Annotated in this window: 13 protein-coding genes and 1 pseudogene; 6 read left to right on the top strand and 8 right to left on the bottom strand. The window is 72.1% G+C overall.

The window, feature by feature from the left end; all coding sequences use genetic code 11:
• From H4N64_RS42285 to H4N64_RS42275, 3 genes are all read right to left on the bottom strand, one after another.
• A partial coding sequence (locus H4N64_RS42285) for an ATP-binding cassette domain-containing protein (protein ID WP_186287941.1) occupies nucleotides 1-2154 on the bottom strand: 2154 nt, incomplete at its 3' end.
• A gap of 94 nt (nucleotides 2155-2248) precedes the next feature.
• Nucleotides 2249-2659: a VOC family protein gene (locus tag H4N64_RS42280; protein WP_186287940.1), complete on the bottom strand. Its 411-nt coding sequence runs from the start codon at nucleotides 2657-2659 to the stop codon at nucleotides 2249-2251.
• 58 nt (nucleotides 2660-2717) lie between these two features.
• Nucleotides 2718-3152, bottom strand: a complete 435-nt coding sequence (locus H4N64_RS42275; RefSeq protein WP_186287939.1) for an Lrp/AsnC ligand binding domain-containing protein — start codon at nucleotides 3150-3152, stop codon at nucleotides 2718-2720.
• Between the two features lie 96 nt (nucleotides 3153-3248).
• On the opposite strand from H4N64_RS42275, the gene H4N64_RS42270 reads away from it, so the two are divergent.
• Complete coding sequence (locus H4N64_RS42270) at nucleotides 3249-4187, top strand: SMP-30/gluconolactonase/LRE family protein (protein ID WP_186287938.1); 939 nt, start codon at nucleotides 3249-3251, stop codon at nucleotides 4185-4187.
• The gene (nadE, locus tag H4N64_RS42265; RefSeq protein WP_186287937.1) at nucleotides 4184-4996 is read left to right on the top strand and encodes an ammonia-dependent NAD(+) synthetase; all 813 of its coding nucleotides are present in this window, start codon (nucleotides 4184-4186) and stop codon (nucleotides 4994-4996) included. The genes H4N64_RS42270 and nadE overlap by 4 nt, the downstream gene beginning before the upstream one ends.
• On the opposite strand, the gene H4N64_RS42260 is transcribed toward nadE, so the two are convergent.
• The gene (locus H4N64_RS42260) at nucleotides 4997-5938 is read right to left on the bottom strand and encodes an EamA family transporter (protein ID WP_186287936.1); all 942 of its coding nucleotides are present in this window, start codon (nucleotides 5936-5938) and stop codon (nucleotides 4997-4999) included.
• A gap of 238 nt (nucleotides 5939-6176) precedes the next feature.
• On the opposite strand from H4N64_RS42260, the gene H4N64_RS42255 reads away from it, so the two are divergent.
• Nucleotides 6177-7169 carry an AraC family transcriptional regulator gene (locus H4N64_RS42255; RefSeq protein WP_260860331.1) on the top strand — a complete coding sequence of 331 codons (993 nt, stop codon included), beginning with the start codon at nucleotides 6177-6179 and terminating at the stop codon, nucleotides 7167-7169.
• 1 nt (nucleotide 7170) lies between these two features.
• Here H4N64_RS42255 and H4N64_RS42250 read toward each other — a convergent pair whose 3' ends face one another.
• A complete protein-coding gene (locus H4N64_RS42250; protein ID WP_186287935.1) occupies nucleotides 7171-8124 on the bottom strand; it encodes an alpha/beta hydrolase fold domain-containing protein in 954 nt (317 codons plus the stop codon).
• Between the two features lie 241 nt (nucleotides 8125-8365).
• On the opposite strand from H4N64_RS42250, the gene H4N64_RS42245 reads away from it, so the two are divergent.
• On the top strand, nucleotides 8366-9289 hold the full coding sequence (locus tag H4N64_RS42245; RefSeq protein WP_186287934.1) for a helix-turn-helix domain-containing protein: 924 nt from the start codon (nucleotides 8366-8368) through the stop codon (nucleotides 9287-9289).
• Here the strand turns inward: H4N64_RS42245 and H4N64_RS42240 are convergent.
• Nucleotides 9281-10087: a helix-turn-helix domain-containing protein gene (locus H4N64_RS42240; RefSeq protein WP_186287933.1), complete on the bottom strand. Its 807-nt coding sequence runs from the start codon at nucleotides 10085-10087 to the stop codon at nucleotides 9281-9283. The two genes, H4N64_RS42245 and H4N64_RS42240, sit on opposite strands and share 9 nt — an antisense overlap.
• Nucleotides 10088-10271: 184 nt before the next feature.
• On the opposite strand from H4N64_RS42240, the gene H4N64_RS42235 reads away from it, so the two are divergent.
• Complete coding sequence (locus tag H4N64_RS42235) at nucleotides 10272-12980, top strand: LuxR family transcriptional regulator (RefSeq protein WP_260860329.1); 2709 nt, start codon at nucleotides 10272-10274, stop codon at nucleotides 12978-12980.
• Here the strand turns inward: H4N64_RS42235 and H4N64_RS42230 are convergent.
• Nucleotides 12898-15582, bottom strand: coding sequence for an AAA family ATPase (locus H4N64_RS42230; protein ID WP_186287932.1), 2685 nt, complete (start codon nucleotides 15580-15582; stop codon nucleotides 12898-12900). The genes H4N64_RS42235 and H4N64_RS42230 overlap by 83 nt on opposite strands.
• Nucleotides 15583-15807: 225 nt before the next feature.
• Between H4N64_RS42230 and H4N64_RS42225 the strand changes: the two genes are divergently transcribed.
• Nucleotides 15808-16767 carry an alpha/beta hydrolase gene (locus H4N64_RS42225; RefSeq protein ID WP_186287931.1) on the top strand — a complete coding sequence of 320 codons (960 nt, stop codon included), beginning with the start codon at nucleotides 15808-15810 and terminating at the stop codon, nucleotides 16765-16767.
• Nucleotides 16768-16837: 70 nt separating this feature from the next.
• On the opposite strand, the pseudogene H4N64_RS42220 reads toward H4N64_RS42225, so the two are convergent.
• Nucleotides 16838-17166, bottom strand: a pseudogene (locus H4N64_RS42220) (argininosuccinate synthase); the annotation flags it as partial.

The following is a 17166-nucleotide window of genomic DNA, read 5'->3' as shown; positions in this document are numbered from 1 at the left end:
GAGGCCGGTGGTCGGCTCGTCGAGGATGTAGACGCCGCCCTTGTCGGCCATGTGCGTGGCCAGTTTGAGCCGCTGCCGCTCGCCGCCGGACAGCGTGGTGAGGGGCTGGCCGAGGGTGAGGTAGCCGAGGCCGACGTCGGCGAGGCGGCTGAGGATGGCGTGCGCGGCGGGGGTGCGGGCGTCGCCGGAGCCGAAGAACTCCTCCGCGTCGGTCACCGACATCCCGAGCACCTCGCTGATGTCACGGCCGCCGAGGTGGTACTCCAGCACCGAGGCCTGGAACCGCTTGCCCTCGCAGTCCTCGCAGGGAGTCGCGACGCTCTGCATGATCGCCAGGTCGGTGTAGATGACGCCGGCGCCGTTGCAGGTGGGGCAGGCGCCCTCGGAGTTGGCGCTGAACAGGGCCGGCTTCACGCCGTTGGCCTTGGCGAAGGCCTTGCGGATCGGATCGAGCAGTCCGGTGTATGTCGCCGGGTTGCTGCGCCGCGAGCCACGGATCGGGCTCTGGTCGACCGAGACCACGCCCTCGGCGGCGGGGATGGATCCGTGGATCAGCGAACTCTTGCCGGAGCCCGCGACGCCGGTGACGACGGTGAGCACGCCGAGCGGGATGTCGACGTCCACGTCCTGGAGGTTGTTGGCGCTCGCGCCGCGGATCTCCAGGGCGCCGGTGGACTTGCGGACCGTGTCCTTCAGGGCGGCCCGGTCGTCGAGGTGGCGGCCGGTGACGGTGCCGGAGGCGCGCAGGGCGTCGAGGGTGCCCTCGAAGCAGACGGTGCCGCCCGCGGTTCCGGCGCCGGGGCCGAGGTCGACGACGTGGTCGGCGATGGCGATGGCCTCGGGCTTGTGCTCCACGACGAGCACGGTGTTGCCCTTGTCCCGCAGCCGGATCAGCAGGTTGTTCATGCGCTGGATGTCATGGGGGTGCAGGCCGATGGTGGGCTCGTCGAAGACGTAGGTGACATCGGTGAGCGAGGAGCCGAGGTGGCGGATCATCTTGACGCGCTGGGCCTCGCCGCCGGACAGGGAGCCGGAGGACCGGTCGAGCGCGAGGTAGCCGAGGCCGATCTCCACGAACGAGTCGAGGGTCTGCTGAAGCGCGGTGAGCAGCGGCGCCACCGATGGTTCCGTCAGGCCGCGGACCCATTCGGCGAGATCGCGGATCTCCATCGCACAGGCGTCGGCGATCGAGATCTTCTTGATCTTCGAGTTCCGGGCGCCCTCGCTGAGCCGGGTCCCGTCGCACTCGGGGCAGACGGTGAAGGTGACGGCCCGCTCCACGAAGGCGCGGATGTGCGGCTGCATCGCCTCCTTGTCCTTGGACAGGAAGGACTTCTGGATCTTCGGGATGAGACCTTCGTACGTCAGATTGATCCCGTTGACCTTGACCTTGGTCGGCTCGCCGTACAGGAAGTCGTGCATCTCCTTCTTGGTGAACCGTCGGATCGGCTTGTTCGGGTCGAGGAAGCCGGACTGGGCGTAGAGGCCGACGGTCCACTGGCTGTCCGACTTCCAGCCGGGGATGGTGAAGGCGCCCTCGGCGATCGACTTGGAGTCGTCGTAGAGCTGGGTGAGGTCGATGTCGGAGACCTTGCCGCGGCCCTCGCAGCGCGTGCACATGCCGCCGGTGCGCTCGAAGGTCGCCTTCTCGGCCTTGGTCTTGTCGCCGCGCTGCACGGTGATCGCGCCGCTCGCCTTCACCGAGGCCGTGTTGAAGGAGTACGCGCCGGGCGGGCCGATGTGCGGCTTGCCGAGCCGGCTGAAGAGGATGCGCAGCATGGCGTTGGCGTCGGTGGCGGTGCCGACGGTGGACCGCGGGTCGGCGCCCATGCGCTGCTGGTCGACGCTGATCACGGTGGTCAGACCGTCGAGCACGTCGACCTCGGGGCGCGCGAGGTTGGCCATGAAGCCCTGCACGAAGGCGGGGTAGGTCTCGTTGATCAGCCGCTGCGACTCGGCGGCGATCGTGTCGAACACCAGGGAGCTCTTGCCGGATCCTGACACCCCGGTGAACACCGTCAGCCGGCGCTTGGGCAGCTCGATGCTGACGTCCTTGAGGTTGTTCTCGCGGGCCCCGTGCACCCGGATCATGTCGTGGCTGTCGGCGATGTGCGGCGCAGGCGACTGCGTGTCTTTCCCGGTGGCCCTGCTCATCGTGTCTCCGTCTCGTCGAGTCGCCTGGCCGGCTCTGACCGGCTTCGAACAGTACGTCAGGTTCTACTTGATCGCCGCGAAAAGCGGCAACGGCTCAGTGCCTCTGCCGGATCCGGATCATGTTCCCCGAGGGGTCGCGGAAGGCGCAGTCGCGCACGCCGTAGGGCTGGTCGGTCGGTTCCTGAACGACCTCGGCGTCGGTGGCCTGGAGCCGGTCGAAGGTGCCGTCGACGTCGGCGGTGGCCAGCAGGACGAAGCCGTAGGTGCCCTTGTCCATCATCTCCAGGACGGTGCGGCGCTCCTCGTCGGTGACGGCGAGGTCGGCGGCGGGCGGCGTCAGCACGATCGAGGTGTCGGGCTGGCCGACCGGGCCGACGGTGATCCAGCGCATCTCGCCGTGGCCGACGTCCCCCCGGACCTCGAAGCCGAGGATGTCGCGGTAGAAGGCCAGGGAGGCCTCCGGGTCGTGGTGCGGAAGGAAGCATGCGTCGATGGTGAGGTCCATGCCCGCCACGCTAGCCACGGCGCCGGAGGGCATGCTTCTCCGTTCCTGACCGGTCCGGTCACGGGGTGACGGGGCGCTCGAAGAAGGTCTCCAGGACGACGGTGGCCTGGGTGCCGCTCACACCGTCGATCGCGTAGATACGGCGCAGCACGTCCTGGAGTTGTTCCGTGGTCGCGGTCCTGACCTTGACCAGGACCGCGGCGCTGCCCGCGATGACATGCGCTTCCTGGATCTCCGGGATGGCGGCGAACCGGTCGCCGGAGTCGCCGACCCACTTCGTCGAATCCACCATCACGAAGGCGAGCACGCCCCGCCCGATCGCCGCCGGGTCGACCTCGACGGCGGTCCGCCGGATGACGCCCCGCTCGCGCAGCTTGCGGACGCGTTCATGGGTCGCGCCCGCGGACAGTCCGACGGCCTGTCCCAGTGCCGCGTACGACTGCGCGGCGTCCTGCTGGAGGAGGACGAGCAACTGCCGATCGACGTCGTCCACCGAGTCTCCTTCGAGGAATTGCTTGATCTACCGAATGTCATTCTGCATAGTTTGGATTCGGCACACCAGTATTCGACGAGCTGTGAGGGCGGCGGGATGGTCGGCGAGCGACCCCAGTTGTACGAGATCCTCGATGAGCGCTTCCGCACGGGCCGGTGCCACGCGGGCGACTCGAAGCTGGAGACCCTCTACGAGGGCTGCCGCTGGGCCGAGGGACCGGTCTATGTCCCGGCCGGCCGGTACCTGCTGTGGAGCGACATCCCCAACGACCGTCTGCTGCGCTGGGACGAGACCACCGGCACGGTCGGTGTCTTCCGCTCCGCCGCGGGGCACCCCAACGGCAACACCCTGGACAACGAGGGCCGCCTGATCACCTGCGAGCAGGGCAACCGCCGCGTCACCCGCACCGAGCACGACGGGTCGATGACCGTGCTCGCCAACCGCTTCCGGGGCAAGCGGTTCAACAGCCCGAACGACGCCGCCGTACGGTCGGACGGCTCGATCTGGTTCTCCGACCCCGACTTCGGGATCACCAGCGACTACGAGGGCAACCGCGCCGAGAGCGAGATCGGTGCCTGCAACGTCTACCGACTGGACCCCTCGAGCGGCGAAGTGCGGCTGGTCGCCGACGGTTTCGTCGGCCCCAACGGGCTGGTCTTCTCCCTCGACGAGCGGCGGCTGTTCGTCTCGGACAGCCGGGCTAACCACATCCGCGTCTTCGACGTCCGGGAGGACGGCACGCTCTCCGGCGGCGAGATCTTCGCCGAGTGCAAGACCGGCAACTTCGACAACATCCGCTTCGACGACGCCGGCCGGCTCTGGGCCGCGGCCCTGGACGGCGGCGTGCACTGCTACGACCCGGACGGCACCCTTCTCGGCCGTCTGCTGATCCCCGACGTCGTCGCCAACATCCGCTTCGGCGGCGCCCGACGGAACCGTATGTTCATCGCCGCCGACACCGCCCTGTACTCCCTCGTCATGTCGGTCACCGGCACCCCGGCCCTGCCTGCCGCGCTCCGGAAGGACCAGCCGTGAGAGTGCAGCAGGAGATCGCCCGGGAACTCAAGGTGCCCGCCGCCTTCGAGACGACACGGGAGATCGAGCGCCGAGTCGCCTTCCTCGCCGACCAGTTGACCACCACCGGCCTGCGCTCACTGGTCCTCGGCATCAGCGGCGGGGTCGACTCCCTGACCGCGGGACGCCTGTGCCAGCTCGCCGTCGAGCGGGTCCGTGCGACGGGCCGGGCCGCGGCCTTCTTCGCGATGCGACTGCCGTACGGCGTCCAGGCCGACGAGAAGGACGCGCGGCTGGCGCTGGAGTTCATCCGCCCCGACCAGGTGCTCACCGTCGACGTGCGGCCGGCGAGCGACGCCGCCCTGGAGGCGCTGCTGGCCGCCGGCACCGTCTTCCCGGACGCCCACAGCCAGGACTTCGCGCTCGGCAACATCAAGGCCCGCCAGCGCATGATCGCCCAGTACGCGGTGGCCGGAGCCCACGGCGGACTGGTCGTCGGCACCGATCACGCCGCCGAGGCGGTCTCCGGGTTCTTCACCAAGTTCGGCGACGGCGCCGCGGACGTGGTCCCGCTGACCGGCCTCACCAAGCGGCGCGTCCGGGCCGTGGCTCAGGCGCTGGGCGCCCCTTCCGAGCTGGTCCGGAAGACCCCGACCGCCGACCTGGAGACGCTCGCCCCGGGCAGGCCGGACGAGGAGGCCCTCGGTGTCACCTACGACGACATCGACGACCTCCTCGAAGGCAAGCCGGTGGACGAGGCGGCCCACGCCACCATCGTCCGCCGCTACCGCCTCACCGAGCACAAGCGGCGCCTGCCCATCGCCCCCTGACTAGGCGGGCAGCGTCAGCAGCACCAGTCCGATCCCGAGGACGGCCAACCCGCCCCAGGACGCGGCCGGAAGACGCTCACCGAGCACGGTGACCCCCAGCACCGCCGCCACGGCGGGCTCGGCGAGCGTCAGTGACGTGGCCACCGACGCGGACGCACGACGCAGGCCGTACCCGAACATCCGGTAGGCCAGGTACACCGTGAACAGGGCGAGATACCCGGCCACCGCCGCCCCCCGGGCGGTCGCCGGCCACCGCGTGTCGGTGAACAGCACGACCGGCAGCACGAGCAGCCCGGCGGCACCGAAGAGCACGCCCATCACCCCGTCCGAGGAGTGCCCCCGCCTGATCAACCCGCCGCCGATCAGCGCGTAGACGGCGTACGACAGTCCGCCCGCCGCGGCGAGCACGACACCCGTCGGATCGATCGGCGTGCCGTGCCCGGTGAGCCCGGGGCCCATCACCAGCAGGGTGCAGCCCAGTACGGCGGCCGCCGTGGCGGCGGTCCAGCGGGCGGTCGACCGGGACTGGCCGGTGAGCAGGCCGAGCAGCCCGGCGAAGACCGGCGCGCTGCCCAGCGCGATCACCGTGGCGACCGCGACGCCGGTGGACGCCACCGCCGGGTAGAAGGTCACCGGATATCCGGCGACCGCCAGTGCGCCGAGGACGAGCAGCCACCGCTCACGGCGCGTACAGGCAGCCGGCAGCTTGCGGGCGCTCCGGGAGGTGAGGAACAGCAGGATCCCGCCGAGGGCGAGTCCGGCACAGCCGATGGCGGCCGCCGGGGCACCGGCCGGTGCCAGAGAGCTCGCTGTTCCGGTCGTGCCCCACAGCACGGCCGACGTGAGGATGGGCGCGGGCCCGCCGAAACAACGGGAACGGGAGGGGCGCGGGGCCGTGGCGGCCGGGCGCGCGGGGGTCAGGGGAGAAGTACGGTTCGGCACTGTCGTGAACTTCCGTCGTCGAATGCGTCTGGGACTCGATCCGAAACGGGCGCACGACACGCACCCCTGACCGCCCTCAGGGCCGGTCGGGGCCGGAGATCAAACCGTCACTGTCCGCGCCCGTCAGGCGCAGAGAGGCGGAAGAACGACGTGCCAGTAGGAGTTCACCCGGTGATCGTACCTGGCCAGGTGGACCACCCATGACGATCATGCAGAATGGCCTCTGGGAACACCTGTGTTGGGGGGCTTCGTGCTGCTGCTCGATCTTTCGACCGTGCCGCCTCATGAGCGGCCGGAGGCGTTCCGCCACGCGTTGACGGACTCCTTGGTGCCCAATGACGTCTTCCACGAGGAGCCCGAGACGGGTATGCACGCCCGGCTGGAACTGTGGCGGGTGGGCGGCATCGACATGGTGGCCACCCGCAACTCGGGCTTCGAGGTACGGCGGACCGAGCGGCATGTCCACCACCACCGCAGCAATCCCGTGGTGTCGGTCTCGCTCCAGCCCGAGGGGGTGCACCGTGCCGAGGTCGCGGGACGCCGACGGCTCCTGGGCCCCGACGACATCTGCGTGTTCCACGAGTTGTCGGTCCGCAACTACGGCTGGTCCGGCGACGGCGCTTCGCAATCGATGATGATCGACATGAACCGCCTCGGCGTGCCCGTCGACACGGTGGTGCGGGCCTCGCTGCAACTGCGCGCCAGCCCGATGCACGATCTCGTCCTGAACCATCTGCGGGCGGTGTTCCGCGACCCGGGCCGCCTGGAGGGCGATCCCGGCGCCGAGGCCCTCGCCGACGCCACCACCGGGCTGGTACGGGCGCTGCTGCTGTCCGCGGCGCACGCCGAGGACAGCGACCCGGTCCGCTCGGTCATGGACGACACCCTGCTCACCCGGATCATGGCCTACGCCCGCCGCCACCTCGCCGACCGAGCCCTGACGCCCGAGCGGATCGCGGCCGAGCACGCCATCTCGGTACGCAGGCTCTACCTCCTGCTCAGCGAGGCCGGCATCAGCCTGGAGCAGTGGCTGATCACCGAACGGCTCGCCAAGGCACGGCAGATGCTGATCTCGGCACGCTACGACCGGCTCACCGTCGCCGCGGTCGCCGCGCGCTGCGGCTTCAGCAGCCCCAGCCACTTCAGCCGCCGCTTCCAGGCGGCGTACGGGGTGACGCCGAGCGAGTGGCGGCGGCACCGCGGCAGCGGCGTGAGCACGGAGGGCGCCTGACTCAGGCGGTGTGCAGGGCGGCGTGCAGGGTGTCGGTCACCTGGATGCGGGCCGCCCTGGACGCGTCCGTGTCGCGCAGCAGGTCGAAGAGCACGAAGCCATGGATCGTGCCGTGGTAGCGGACCGACACGACCGGCACGTCCGCCGCCCTCAGACGCGACGCATAGGCCTCGCCCTCGTCGCGCAGCACATCGGCCTCGGCCGTCAGAACGAGCGCCGGCGGCAGACCGCGCAGTGTGTGGACGGCCGTGCGCAGCGGCGAGACGACGGCCCGTGTCCGGGTCCCCGGGTCCGGCGCGTACCGCTGCCAGTAGCCGCACATGGCGGCGCGGCTGAGGAAGTAGCCGCTCGCGAACTGGCGGTAGGAGGCGGTGTCCATCGCCGCGTCGGTCACCGGGCAGACCAGCACCTGGTGGCGGAGCTCCGGACCGCCGCGCTCCCTCGCCACCAGGGTGAGCGCGGCCACCTGGTGCGCGCCCGCGCTGACACCGACGACCGCCATCCTGGTGCCGTCCAGCCGCCACTCCGCGCCATGGCGGGCGAGCCAGCGGGCGATGGTGTACGCCCGTTCGACGGCCCCCGGGTGACCGGCGTCCTCCGGCAGGTCGTACTCGGGGACGACCACGGCGGCGTCCGCTCCGAGGACCAGGTCGGCCAGCAGTTGCCGGTGCGCGTAGGCGTCGGTCAGCATCCAGCCGAGGCCGTGCAGGTACAGCACCACCGGCAGGTCCTCGCCGCTGCCCGCCGGGCGCAGGATCCGCACCCGGATCCGCCGTCCGCCGTCACGCGGCAGGGCCAGCCACTCCTCCTCGATGTCCGGCTCGTCACCACCGGTGCCGTTCCACAGCGCCGCCATGTGCGCCCGGGAGTCGGGCCACGGGTGCCGTCGGAGGAAGTCCCGCGCCGGCCGTTCCAGGACAGGTTCCCGCTGGGCGGCGCGAACGTTGTCTTCCACCGGAACTCCTGCGCGTGGGGGGGGCGATCGCCCCAGCCTAGGCGGCCGTGACCGGCCGAAGAGCAGGGTCCCCGCAGCGATCCGTGCCGCTGAGTGCACACTTCGGGGCCCGCGCGCGGGCAGGTGCAGTCATTTGACCTAACGCCACCGCACATGGCCGCCGCAGACTCGTGGCGAGGGGCGGTCCGTCCTCCTCCCTCACGCATCGTGCACCGCTGGCGGACGGGTGAAGGGAGCCCTCGTGAGCGCTCTGTCCGGGACGGCCGTCGCGCCGGGAACCGAGGCGTCCGGCGAGCCGGCGGCCACGCTGTCGGCGTGGCTGGCGCAGGACATGGGGCGGGACGACCGCGCCGACGGGTTCGTCACCCTGCATCACCTCGGCTACGTCCGCATGATCACCTGTGCGGCAGGGCCGCTGCGCCTCAGGCGAGGCCCGGCAGCCGAGGACGCGGTGGCCCTCCTTCTCCCGCGCGAGGGAACCGCACACCTGATTCAGGACGGACGCACAGTGCGCGTGGAGAACGGGCAGTCGGCACTGGTCGACCTGAGCCGGGACTTCTCCGTCGAGTTGCAGGGCCGGATCCTCTTCTTCCGTCTGCCCGGACACGCGCTGCACGTCCCGGCGGCCTCTCTGCGCTCCGCCACCGCCCGCGTCCTCACCTCGTCCACGGACGCGCTGGCCCTCGTACTCCGGCACCTCGACGAGTCGGCCGCCCACCTGCCCGCCCAGGTCGGCGAGCGGCTCGGGGGCATGGTCACCGACCTGGTGGCGGGGCTGGTCGAGGAGCTCGCCGAGGAGGCGGACGGACCCCCTCAGCCGGGGCAGCGGCATCTGGTCCTGGCCGTACGGCAGTACGTCGAGCGGCATCTGGGCGATCCGGAGCTGTCCGCGGAGCGCATCGCGCGGGCGCATCTGATCTCGGTGCGGTATCTGCACCGGCTCTTCGAGGGCGAGGGGATCACCGTGGGGCGGCTGATCCAGCGGCTGCGGGTCGAGCAGTGCGCGCGGGAGCTGGCGCGGCGCGGGCGGGTGAGCCCGTCGATCGCGGTGGTGGCGGCCCGCTGGGGCTTTCGCAGCGCGGCGCATTTCAGCCGGGCGTTCAAGGCGGTTCACGGATGCTCGCCGCAGCAGTGGCGCCGCGCGGCGGGCACCGGTTCATCCTGACGGCCGGATCCGGCCGTCCCGCCAGTCGCTCGGGGACATCCCGTACGCGGCGCGGAAACTGCGGCTGAAGTGCGTGGCGCTGGCGAAGCCCCAGCGCCGGGCGACCGCCGACACCGTGATGTCGTTGCGGCCCGGGCGGGCCAGCTCCCGCCGGGCCTCCTCCAGGCGGCGGTGCTGGATCCACCGGCCGATCGTGCTGCCCTCGCCCTCGAAGAGCTTGTGCAGATAGCGGATCGAGATGTGCTGCGCGGCGGCCACGCTCGCGGGCGTCAGTTGCCGGTCCCACAGGCGCGCGTCGACATGCGCGCGTACCCGACGCACCAGGGCCTCGCGGTCGTCCCCGTGCTCCTGCGGCCCTGGGTCGGCGTCGACGAGCAGGACCACCAACTCCGCGACGCTGCTCGCCAGTTGCAGGGCTGCCCGCTCGCTCCGCACTCCGGTGAGTTGCCGCAGGACGGCGCCGAGCAGCGGTGCCACGGGGCCTTCGGCGGACGGAGCCCGGCCGGTCAGCGCCTGTGCCTGGCGGTCGGTGAGGGCGAGGGCGCGCCGGGGCAGCCGTACGAGATGGAGGGTGAAGTCCTCGGACTCGTGCAGGGAGAAGGGGCCCTCACAGACGAAGAGTTCGCCGGAGCGGCAGGGCTCCGCGGTTCCCTTGCGGACCAGGGTCGCCCGGCCTTCGGTGTGGAGGCCGATCACGAGGTGATCGTCGTCGGGGTGGTGGGCGACGGTCTGTGCCTCTCCGCGCACCGTGGTCACCGTCAGGAACCCGAGCGTGCGGTCCTGGGTTGTCGGTGTCATACGGCTCCTTGGTCGACTGCGTTCGTTCCGCTTCAGCTTGCGGGGGGCTCCGTCGCAGGTGAGAGAGGGTCCGGGGGTTCGTGCGGGCAGGGGCAACAGGCGTGCACGGTGGGGCAAGGCGGCGGTGTCACGGTGGTGCCGTGGGCCTGCGGAACGGGCGCGGCCCGTCGGCGAAGGAGCGGCCTTGGGGACCTCACTGGGCGACACGACGCTGGTCGGGCGACGGCGCGAGCGGCTGCTGCTGGAGCGGTCCCTGGACAACGCCCGTGCCGGGGCGGGCGGTTCGGCGACGGTGTTGCGCGGTGATGCCGGTATCGGGAAGACCGCGCTGCTGGACTGGACGGCGGCGCGTGCCGAGCGGGCGGGCTTCACCGTGTTGCGGGCGGCGGGCGAGGAGTCGGAGGTCGGCATCGCCTTCGGGGCGCTGCGCCAGGTGCTTCGGCCGCTGCGGGCGAACTCACGCGCGCTGCCCGCGCGACAGCGACTGGCCCTCGAACAGGCCCTCGGGCTGCGGGACGGACTGCCTCCCGACGGCTTCATGGTCGGCGCGTCCGCGCTGGCCCTGCTCGCCGAGGAGGCTCGCCGCCGTCCGGTCCTGGTGCTGGTGGACGATCTGCACTGGGTGGACTCCTCCAGTACGGCCGTCCTCGCCTTCCTGCACCAGAGGATGGCGGGCCTGAGATCGGTGATGGTGTGTGCGAGCCGGCCCGAAGGTTCCGCGCTGGAGGGCTGGCCGACGCATCCGGTGGACGTGGAAGCCCTGTCGGGCGAGGACGCCCGGGCGCTGCTGCGGCACTGGCATCCGGCGCTCGCGGCGGCCACCGCGGACCGGGTGATGGCCGAGGCGGCGGGCAATCCACTGGCCCTGGCCGAGCTGCCCGGCCAGTTGGCGCACGAGCACCGCAAGGGGATCGCCCCGCTGCCGGACCAACTGCCGCTGGGGCAGCGGCTGGAGGCGCTCTTCGCCCGGCGGCTGAGCGCGCTTCCCGCGCAGGCGACGCGTCTGCTGCTGCTCACCGCGCTGGACGGCACCGGCGGCGTCGTCCGCGACCGCAGGGAATGGATCCTCGACCGGGTCGAGGACGGCGGCCTGGCCCGTCTCGACGACACCGGGCGGCTGGTGTTCCGGCATCCGCTGGTGCGCAGCGCCGTGATCGCCTCCGCCTCCGACGCAGAACGGCGGGCCGCCCATCGGACGCTCGCCAAGCGGCTGCGCGAGGACGACCCGCGTAGGCTCCTGCACGAGGCCTCGGCCGCCGAGGGCCCGGACGAAGGACTCGCCGCCCGGCTCCAGGAGGCCGGAACCCGGATAGCACTGCGCGGAGGCGACGCGGAGGGCGCACTGCTGCTGGACCGCGCGGCCGCCCTGAGCGACGACCCCGGCAACCGGGCACGCAGGCTGACCTGGGCCGCTGCGATGTCGGCCCGGGGCGGACGGCTGGCGTACGCGGCGGAACTGGTCAAGGAGCTCCAGCGGGGGCCGGTGCCCGAGGACGTGGCCCCGCTGTTCGCCTACACGGTGGTGTACGTCGACCAGAGCCACCACGTCGACTTCGCCTCGTCGTTCGAGCTGCTGCCCGCCGCCCTGGACGCGCTGACCGCCCCCGGTGCCCCGGCCTTCGGCGACCTGGTCGAGCAGATGGCCTTCAAACTCCTGCTGGCCTCCGCCTACACCGGCGACCCCCGAGGCCGGCAAGCCCTGGAACGGCATCGCGAGCGCCTCTCCCCCGCCGCCCGTCTGTGCCACCGCGCCTGGGCGGACCCACCGCGCACGGCACATGGCGCGGAGACGGAACTTCGGGCCCTGGTGGCTCGTACGACCGCCCAAGGCGAGGCCGGAAAGGCGTGGTTGCTGCTCTGGACGGCGACCGCGGTGGACGCGGCCGACGCCGAACTGCGCCGCCCCTTCGGCCAGGACCACGCCTACGCGACCCAGGGTTCCGTGGCCAAGGCGCGCTGCTATCAGGCGTTCCTGCGCGGCGACTGGAACATGGCCGAGGACTGTCTGCGCGAGGCGGACACCGCCGACGAACTCGGCTATCACTGCAACGCCTTGCTGTTCCGGCACTACCACGCCCACTTCCTGGCCGGTCGCGGCGACGAGCAGGGGCTGGGCGAAATGCGGGCGCGGATCGAGCCGTTGGCGTCCAAGGCGCGGATGCGGTTCGTGACGGACCATCTGGTGCGGCTCGAGGCGCTGGTCGCCCTGGCCCATGGACGGCACGAGGAGGCGTACGACCGGCTGCGCGGCCTGATGTCGCCGGGCGAGCTGCCGGTCGGGCTGACCTGGTTCCATCTGCCGTTCTTCGACTTCGTCGCGGCAGGCGTCGGCAGTGGTCGCCGGGCGGAGGCCCTCGCGCATGTCGCGGCCGGGCGTGCGGCCCGGATGGGCGACATCAGCGCGCACCACGCCTTCCTGCTGGCGGCGGCGACCGCGCTGACGGCCGCAGACGAGGAGGCGGAGGCGGCTTACGCGGCGGCCTGTGCCGTACCGGGCGCCGGCCAGTGGGTGTTCGATCTGGCGCGGCTGCGGCTGGCGCACGGATCCCGGTTGCGCCGGCAGGGGCGGTCCGCCGAGGCGGCCGACCTGTTGCAGACGGCCCGCCGCACCTTCCAGGAGCTTCGTGCGGACCCCTGGGCCGAGCAGTGCCGGGGCGGTGGCCTCGCGGACGGCGTGCTGACGGCACAGGAGCTGCGCATCGCCCATCTGGTCGCAAGCGGGCTGACGAACAAGGAGGTCGGCGCCGAACTGCGGCTGTCCCCGCGCACGGTCGCGGCCCACCTGTACCGGATCTTCCCGAAGCTCGGGATCACCTCGCGGGCGGCTCTGGCACGGGCGCTGCCGCACGGCGGCTGTCCTGCAGTGCGCGCGCCACTCCGGCACGGGTCGTGATGCCCAGCTTGGGGAAGATCCGGTACAAGTGGGCGCCGATGGTGCGCGGCGACAGGCCCAGCCGTTGGCCTATTTGACGGTTCGTCAATCCTTGGGCGGCGAGTTCGGCGACGCGTAGTTCCTGGGCGGACAGTTGGGGGTCGTGTCCGGTGTTCGGGGACACCAAGTCGAGTTCGCGGGAGGCCTGTTCGGCCCAGGGGGTGGCGCCGAGCCGGGTGAAGGTCCGCAGAGCGTCCCGGCAGTGGGCGGCTGCTTGTTCGGGGCGGTCGTTTCGCCGTAGCCACGTGCCGTGGGCGAGGTGGGCGCGGGCGAGCGGGAAGGGCCAACTCCGGGCGCCTGGAAGGGCGTAGACCGTCCTGTAGCGTTCCTCCGCCTCGTCGTCGGGCGCGGCGAGCGCCTCCGCCACCGCCACCAGGAAGGCGTGGTGGGCCGATGCGTCCGCGAGTTCTATCGTGCGTGCCGTGCGCAGCCGGGCGCGGGCCTCGGTGTGCCGCCCGCTGTCGACGGCTGCCTGTACCCAGTCCACGAGGGAGAGATGGGACCAGGGTGTACCGGGCGGGCTGAGGGTCCGTGTGAGGTGCCAGGCCTCCTCCGCCCGTCCGTGGCCGAGAGCGCCCTGTACCTTCAGCGCCTGGAACCGCTCGGCGACGAAGCGCATACGGCGTTCTCGGGCCGTGGTGGCGAGGACGGGCTCCAGCTCCGCGAGGGCGGTGAGGTCTCCGCGGGCGGCGAGGATCTGTGCCGCGTTCAGCAGGTGGAGCGTTTCGTTGAGGGCGTGGTGGTAGGCGGCGGAGGTCTCGGCGCCGCCGCGGGAGACGGTGAGTGACTCCTCCCAACGGCCGTGCAGGAAGTCGTCGTGGGCGCGGAGGCTGTCGACGAAGGCCTGGGGTGCGTAGGCACTGCTGCGGGCGAGGGATCCGCGCAGGGCCTCGTGCTCGCCGACGGCGTCGACGGCGGCGGCCGCCCACAGCAGGGTCCACGCGGCGGCGGTCTCCCGGTCCCCGGGCAGTTTCGCGACGGCCTCGCGCAGCCTCTTGCCCTGGTGTGCGCCGGTCCATGCCCGTAGGCACAGCGCGGCCGGTTCGTCGGTGTCCGTCGCGTGCCGCTCGACGGCGGCCCATGCCCGCTCGTCTCCGGTGTGGACGGCGGCGAGGAGGAGCAGGAGCAGCATCGCGTCGCGCAGGCCGGCGGCGCTGCCCCCGTCCAGGAACCTGGGCAGCAGTTCGACCGTGGGCATGGGGTCGCAGTCGAGCTGGAACCGGGTGCAGGCGACGGCGTAGGCGTACGGGGCGGCGGGTTCCGGTGGTGCCGGGTGGGCCTCGGTCTCGGCCTCGGCGACGAGTTCCGCCGCGAGGTGCATGCGTCCGGCGCGGGTGGCCATGACGGCGGCGGCGATAAGACGTGCGGTCCGGGTCGCCGTGTCCGGGCTGAGTCCGGCCGCTCTCGCCATCATCCGCGCCGCCGCCGCGTCCTCCCCTTGCGCCGCCGTCCTGTCGGCCTCCTGGTGGACCTGCTCGGCCAGTTCGGCATCGGTGCCGACGGCGGCGGCCGCCCGGTGCGCGATGCGGTGGTGACTCGTCGCGGGCAGGGTGTCGGCGAACAGCTGGTGGGCGGCGCGGCGTTCGGCCGGGGTGGCGAGGTGGATCAGGCCGGCGCGGACCAGGGGGTGCCGGAACTCCAATCGGTCCGTGGCAGGGTCGATGTGCGCTAGAACGGAGGCTGTTTCCAGGGCTTGAGTCCAGGGTGTTCCTCTCGCCATGTCCCGCAGGGCGTCGGCGTGTTGGGCGGCCGGGCCGCCGAGGGCTGCCGCCAGCAGCAGGTGCCGGGTGCCCGCCGGGAGGGCGCGCAGATCGTCTTCGTAGAGCCGTCCGAGCCGTTCGCCGAGGGGGAGTTCATCGAAGAGGTCGGGGATTCCGGCGAGGTAGGCGGGGTGGTCGGTGGCCGCCTCGCGGATGCGCGCCGGGAGTTCGTGCAGGGCGAGGGGGTTGCCGCCGGCCGCCCGGAGCACGCGGTGACGCGCTCCTTCGGGTAGCCAGGGGTGGAAAAGGCGCAGGAGCCGTTCGGACGCTTCGTCGGTCAGCGGGGGCAGGTCGATCGCGCCCTCGTCCGGTACGGGGTCCCGTGTCGCGCCGATGATGACGACCGGCAGGGGGGCCGTACGTCTGCGCAGGTGCCGGAAGACGGCGAGGCTGGCCGGGTCGGCCCAGTGGAGGTCGTCCTGGAGGACGGCGACGGGCCCGTGTCGGGCGAGGAGGGCGAGAGCGGCGTCGGCGACCGTCTCGGCGCGGGGAGGGGATCCGTCCCGTACGCCCAACGCGCTTTCCAGGGCGTCCCGTTGCTCGGCCGGAAGGGCCGGGGTGTCGTCGAGGAGGGGCCAGAGCACCTGGTGCAGGGCGGCGTACGTCAGTCGTGACTCCGCCGCCGCACCGGTCATCCGCAGGACGCGCAGACCGGCGCCGAGGGCGGCCGTCTCGGCCTCCTTCAGCAGGGCGGTCTTGCCCATGCCGGGATCGCCGCGCAGCAGCAGGGAGGTTCCGGTAGCGGCAGTGCCTCCCAGGGCCGCGTGGATCGTCGCGAGCTGATCGTCGCGTCCCGCCAGCATGATCCGGTTCCCCGCCCTCCGTCCCGCTCATGCGCTGCCCAGGGTGCGCGCCCGCGCCGTCGAGACGCGACCACGATACCCAGCGGTGGCCGACCGGCCCCGGTCCATGCACTGTGGGAAGGGTGCCGGTGCGCTGAGGGACAAGCGCCGCCTCTCTGCTGTCCTTAGCGTGGTGGCGCCCCGCCGGAGAGACCGGCATACCCATGCGAGACCCGGGAGAGTCACATGTCCGATGCCGTCCAGCCGGTCCTGGAGCCCGCGGCCGCCGCTTTCGCCGAGGCGACCGCGAACCCGCCGTACCTCTTCGAGCTGCCGCCCGCCGAGGGCCGTAAGGCCGTGGACGAGGTGCAGTCCGGGCCGATCCACAAGCCCGCGATCGACGAGGAGTGGGTCACCGTCTCCGGTGGGCCCACGGGCAGCGTCCGAGCCCGCATCGTCAAGCCCGCCGGGGCCGAGGGCACCCTGCCGGTGATCCTCTACATCCATGGCGCGGGCTGGGTGTTCGGCAACGCCCACACCCACGACCGGCTGGTGCGCGAGCTCGCGGTGGGCGCGGACGCCGCCGTGGTGTTCCCGGAGTACGACCTCTCCCCCGAGGCCCGCTACCCGGTGGCCATCGAGCAGAACTACGCGGTGGCGCAGTGGGTCGTGGCCGAGGGCGCGTCCCGGGGCCTGGACGCGTCCCGGCTGGCGGTGGCCGGTGACTCGGTCGGCGGCAACATGTCCGCCGCGCTGACGCTGATGGCCAAGGAGCGCGGGGATGTGCCGCTGGTCCAGCAGGTGCTGTTCTACCCGGTGACCGACGCCGCCTTCGACACCCCGTCGTACCACCAGTTCGCCGAGGGCTACTTCCTGCGCCGTGACGGCATGCAGTGGTTCTGGGACCAGTACACGACCGACGAGGGCGAGCGCGCCGAGATCACCGCGTCCCCGCTGCGCGCCACCACCGAGCAGCTCACCGGGCTGCCCCCGGCGCTGGTCATCACCGGCGAGGCCGATGTCCTGCGCGACGAGGGCGAGGCGTACGCCAACAAGCTCCGTGCGGCCGGGGTCGCCGTCACCGCCGTGCGATTCCAGGGCATCATCCACGACTTCGTGATGCTCAACGCCTTGCGCGAGACGCACGCGGCCGAGGCCGCGATCACGCTCGCCGTCGGCACGCTGCGCACCGCCCTGCGCGCCTGACGGCGTCGGCATACGGCGAAGCGGGTGGGCTCCCTCGTCAGGGGAGCCCACCCGCTCTGCTTGCGCACCGTCAGTCGGTGCCGAACTCCATGGCCGCGTTGTCCAGCAGTTCCTCTTCGCTGTCGGGGCCCTTGCCGCCGGAGGCGATGGCCTCGGCGCCGCCCTCGGTCAGCACGCCGATCAGGCTGGTCGTCCCGGCGGCCTCGACCGACGCCGCCTGCGGGGCGCCGACCATGCCGAGACCGGCGTACAGCTCCAGCTTGGTGCGGGAGTCGGCGATGTCGAGGTTGCGCATGGTGAGCTGGCCGATCCGGTCCACCGGACCGAACGCCGCGTCCTCGGTGCGCTCCATGGACAGCTTGTCCGGGTGGTAAAGAGTCATCCGGTTCGGCCTGCGCC

Origin of the sequence: Streptomyces cupreus, from assembly GCF_014257025.1 — a bacterium.
GTDB classification, from domain to species: domain Bacteria; phylum Actinomycetota; class Actinomycetes; order Streptomycetales; family Streptomycetaceae; genus Streptomyces; species Streptomyces cupreus.
The sequence above is the reverse complement of the archived record's forward strand: the minus strand, read 5'-3'. Positions and strand labels throughout refer to the sequence as shown.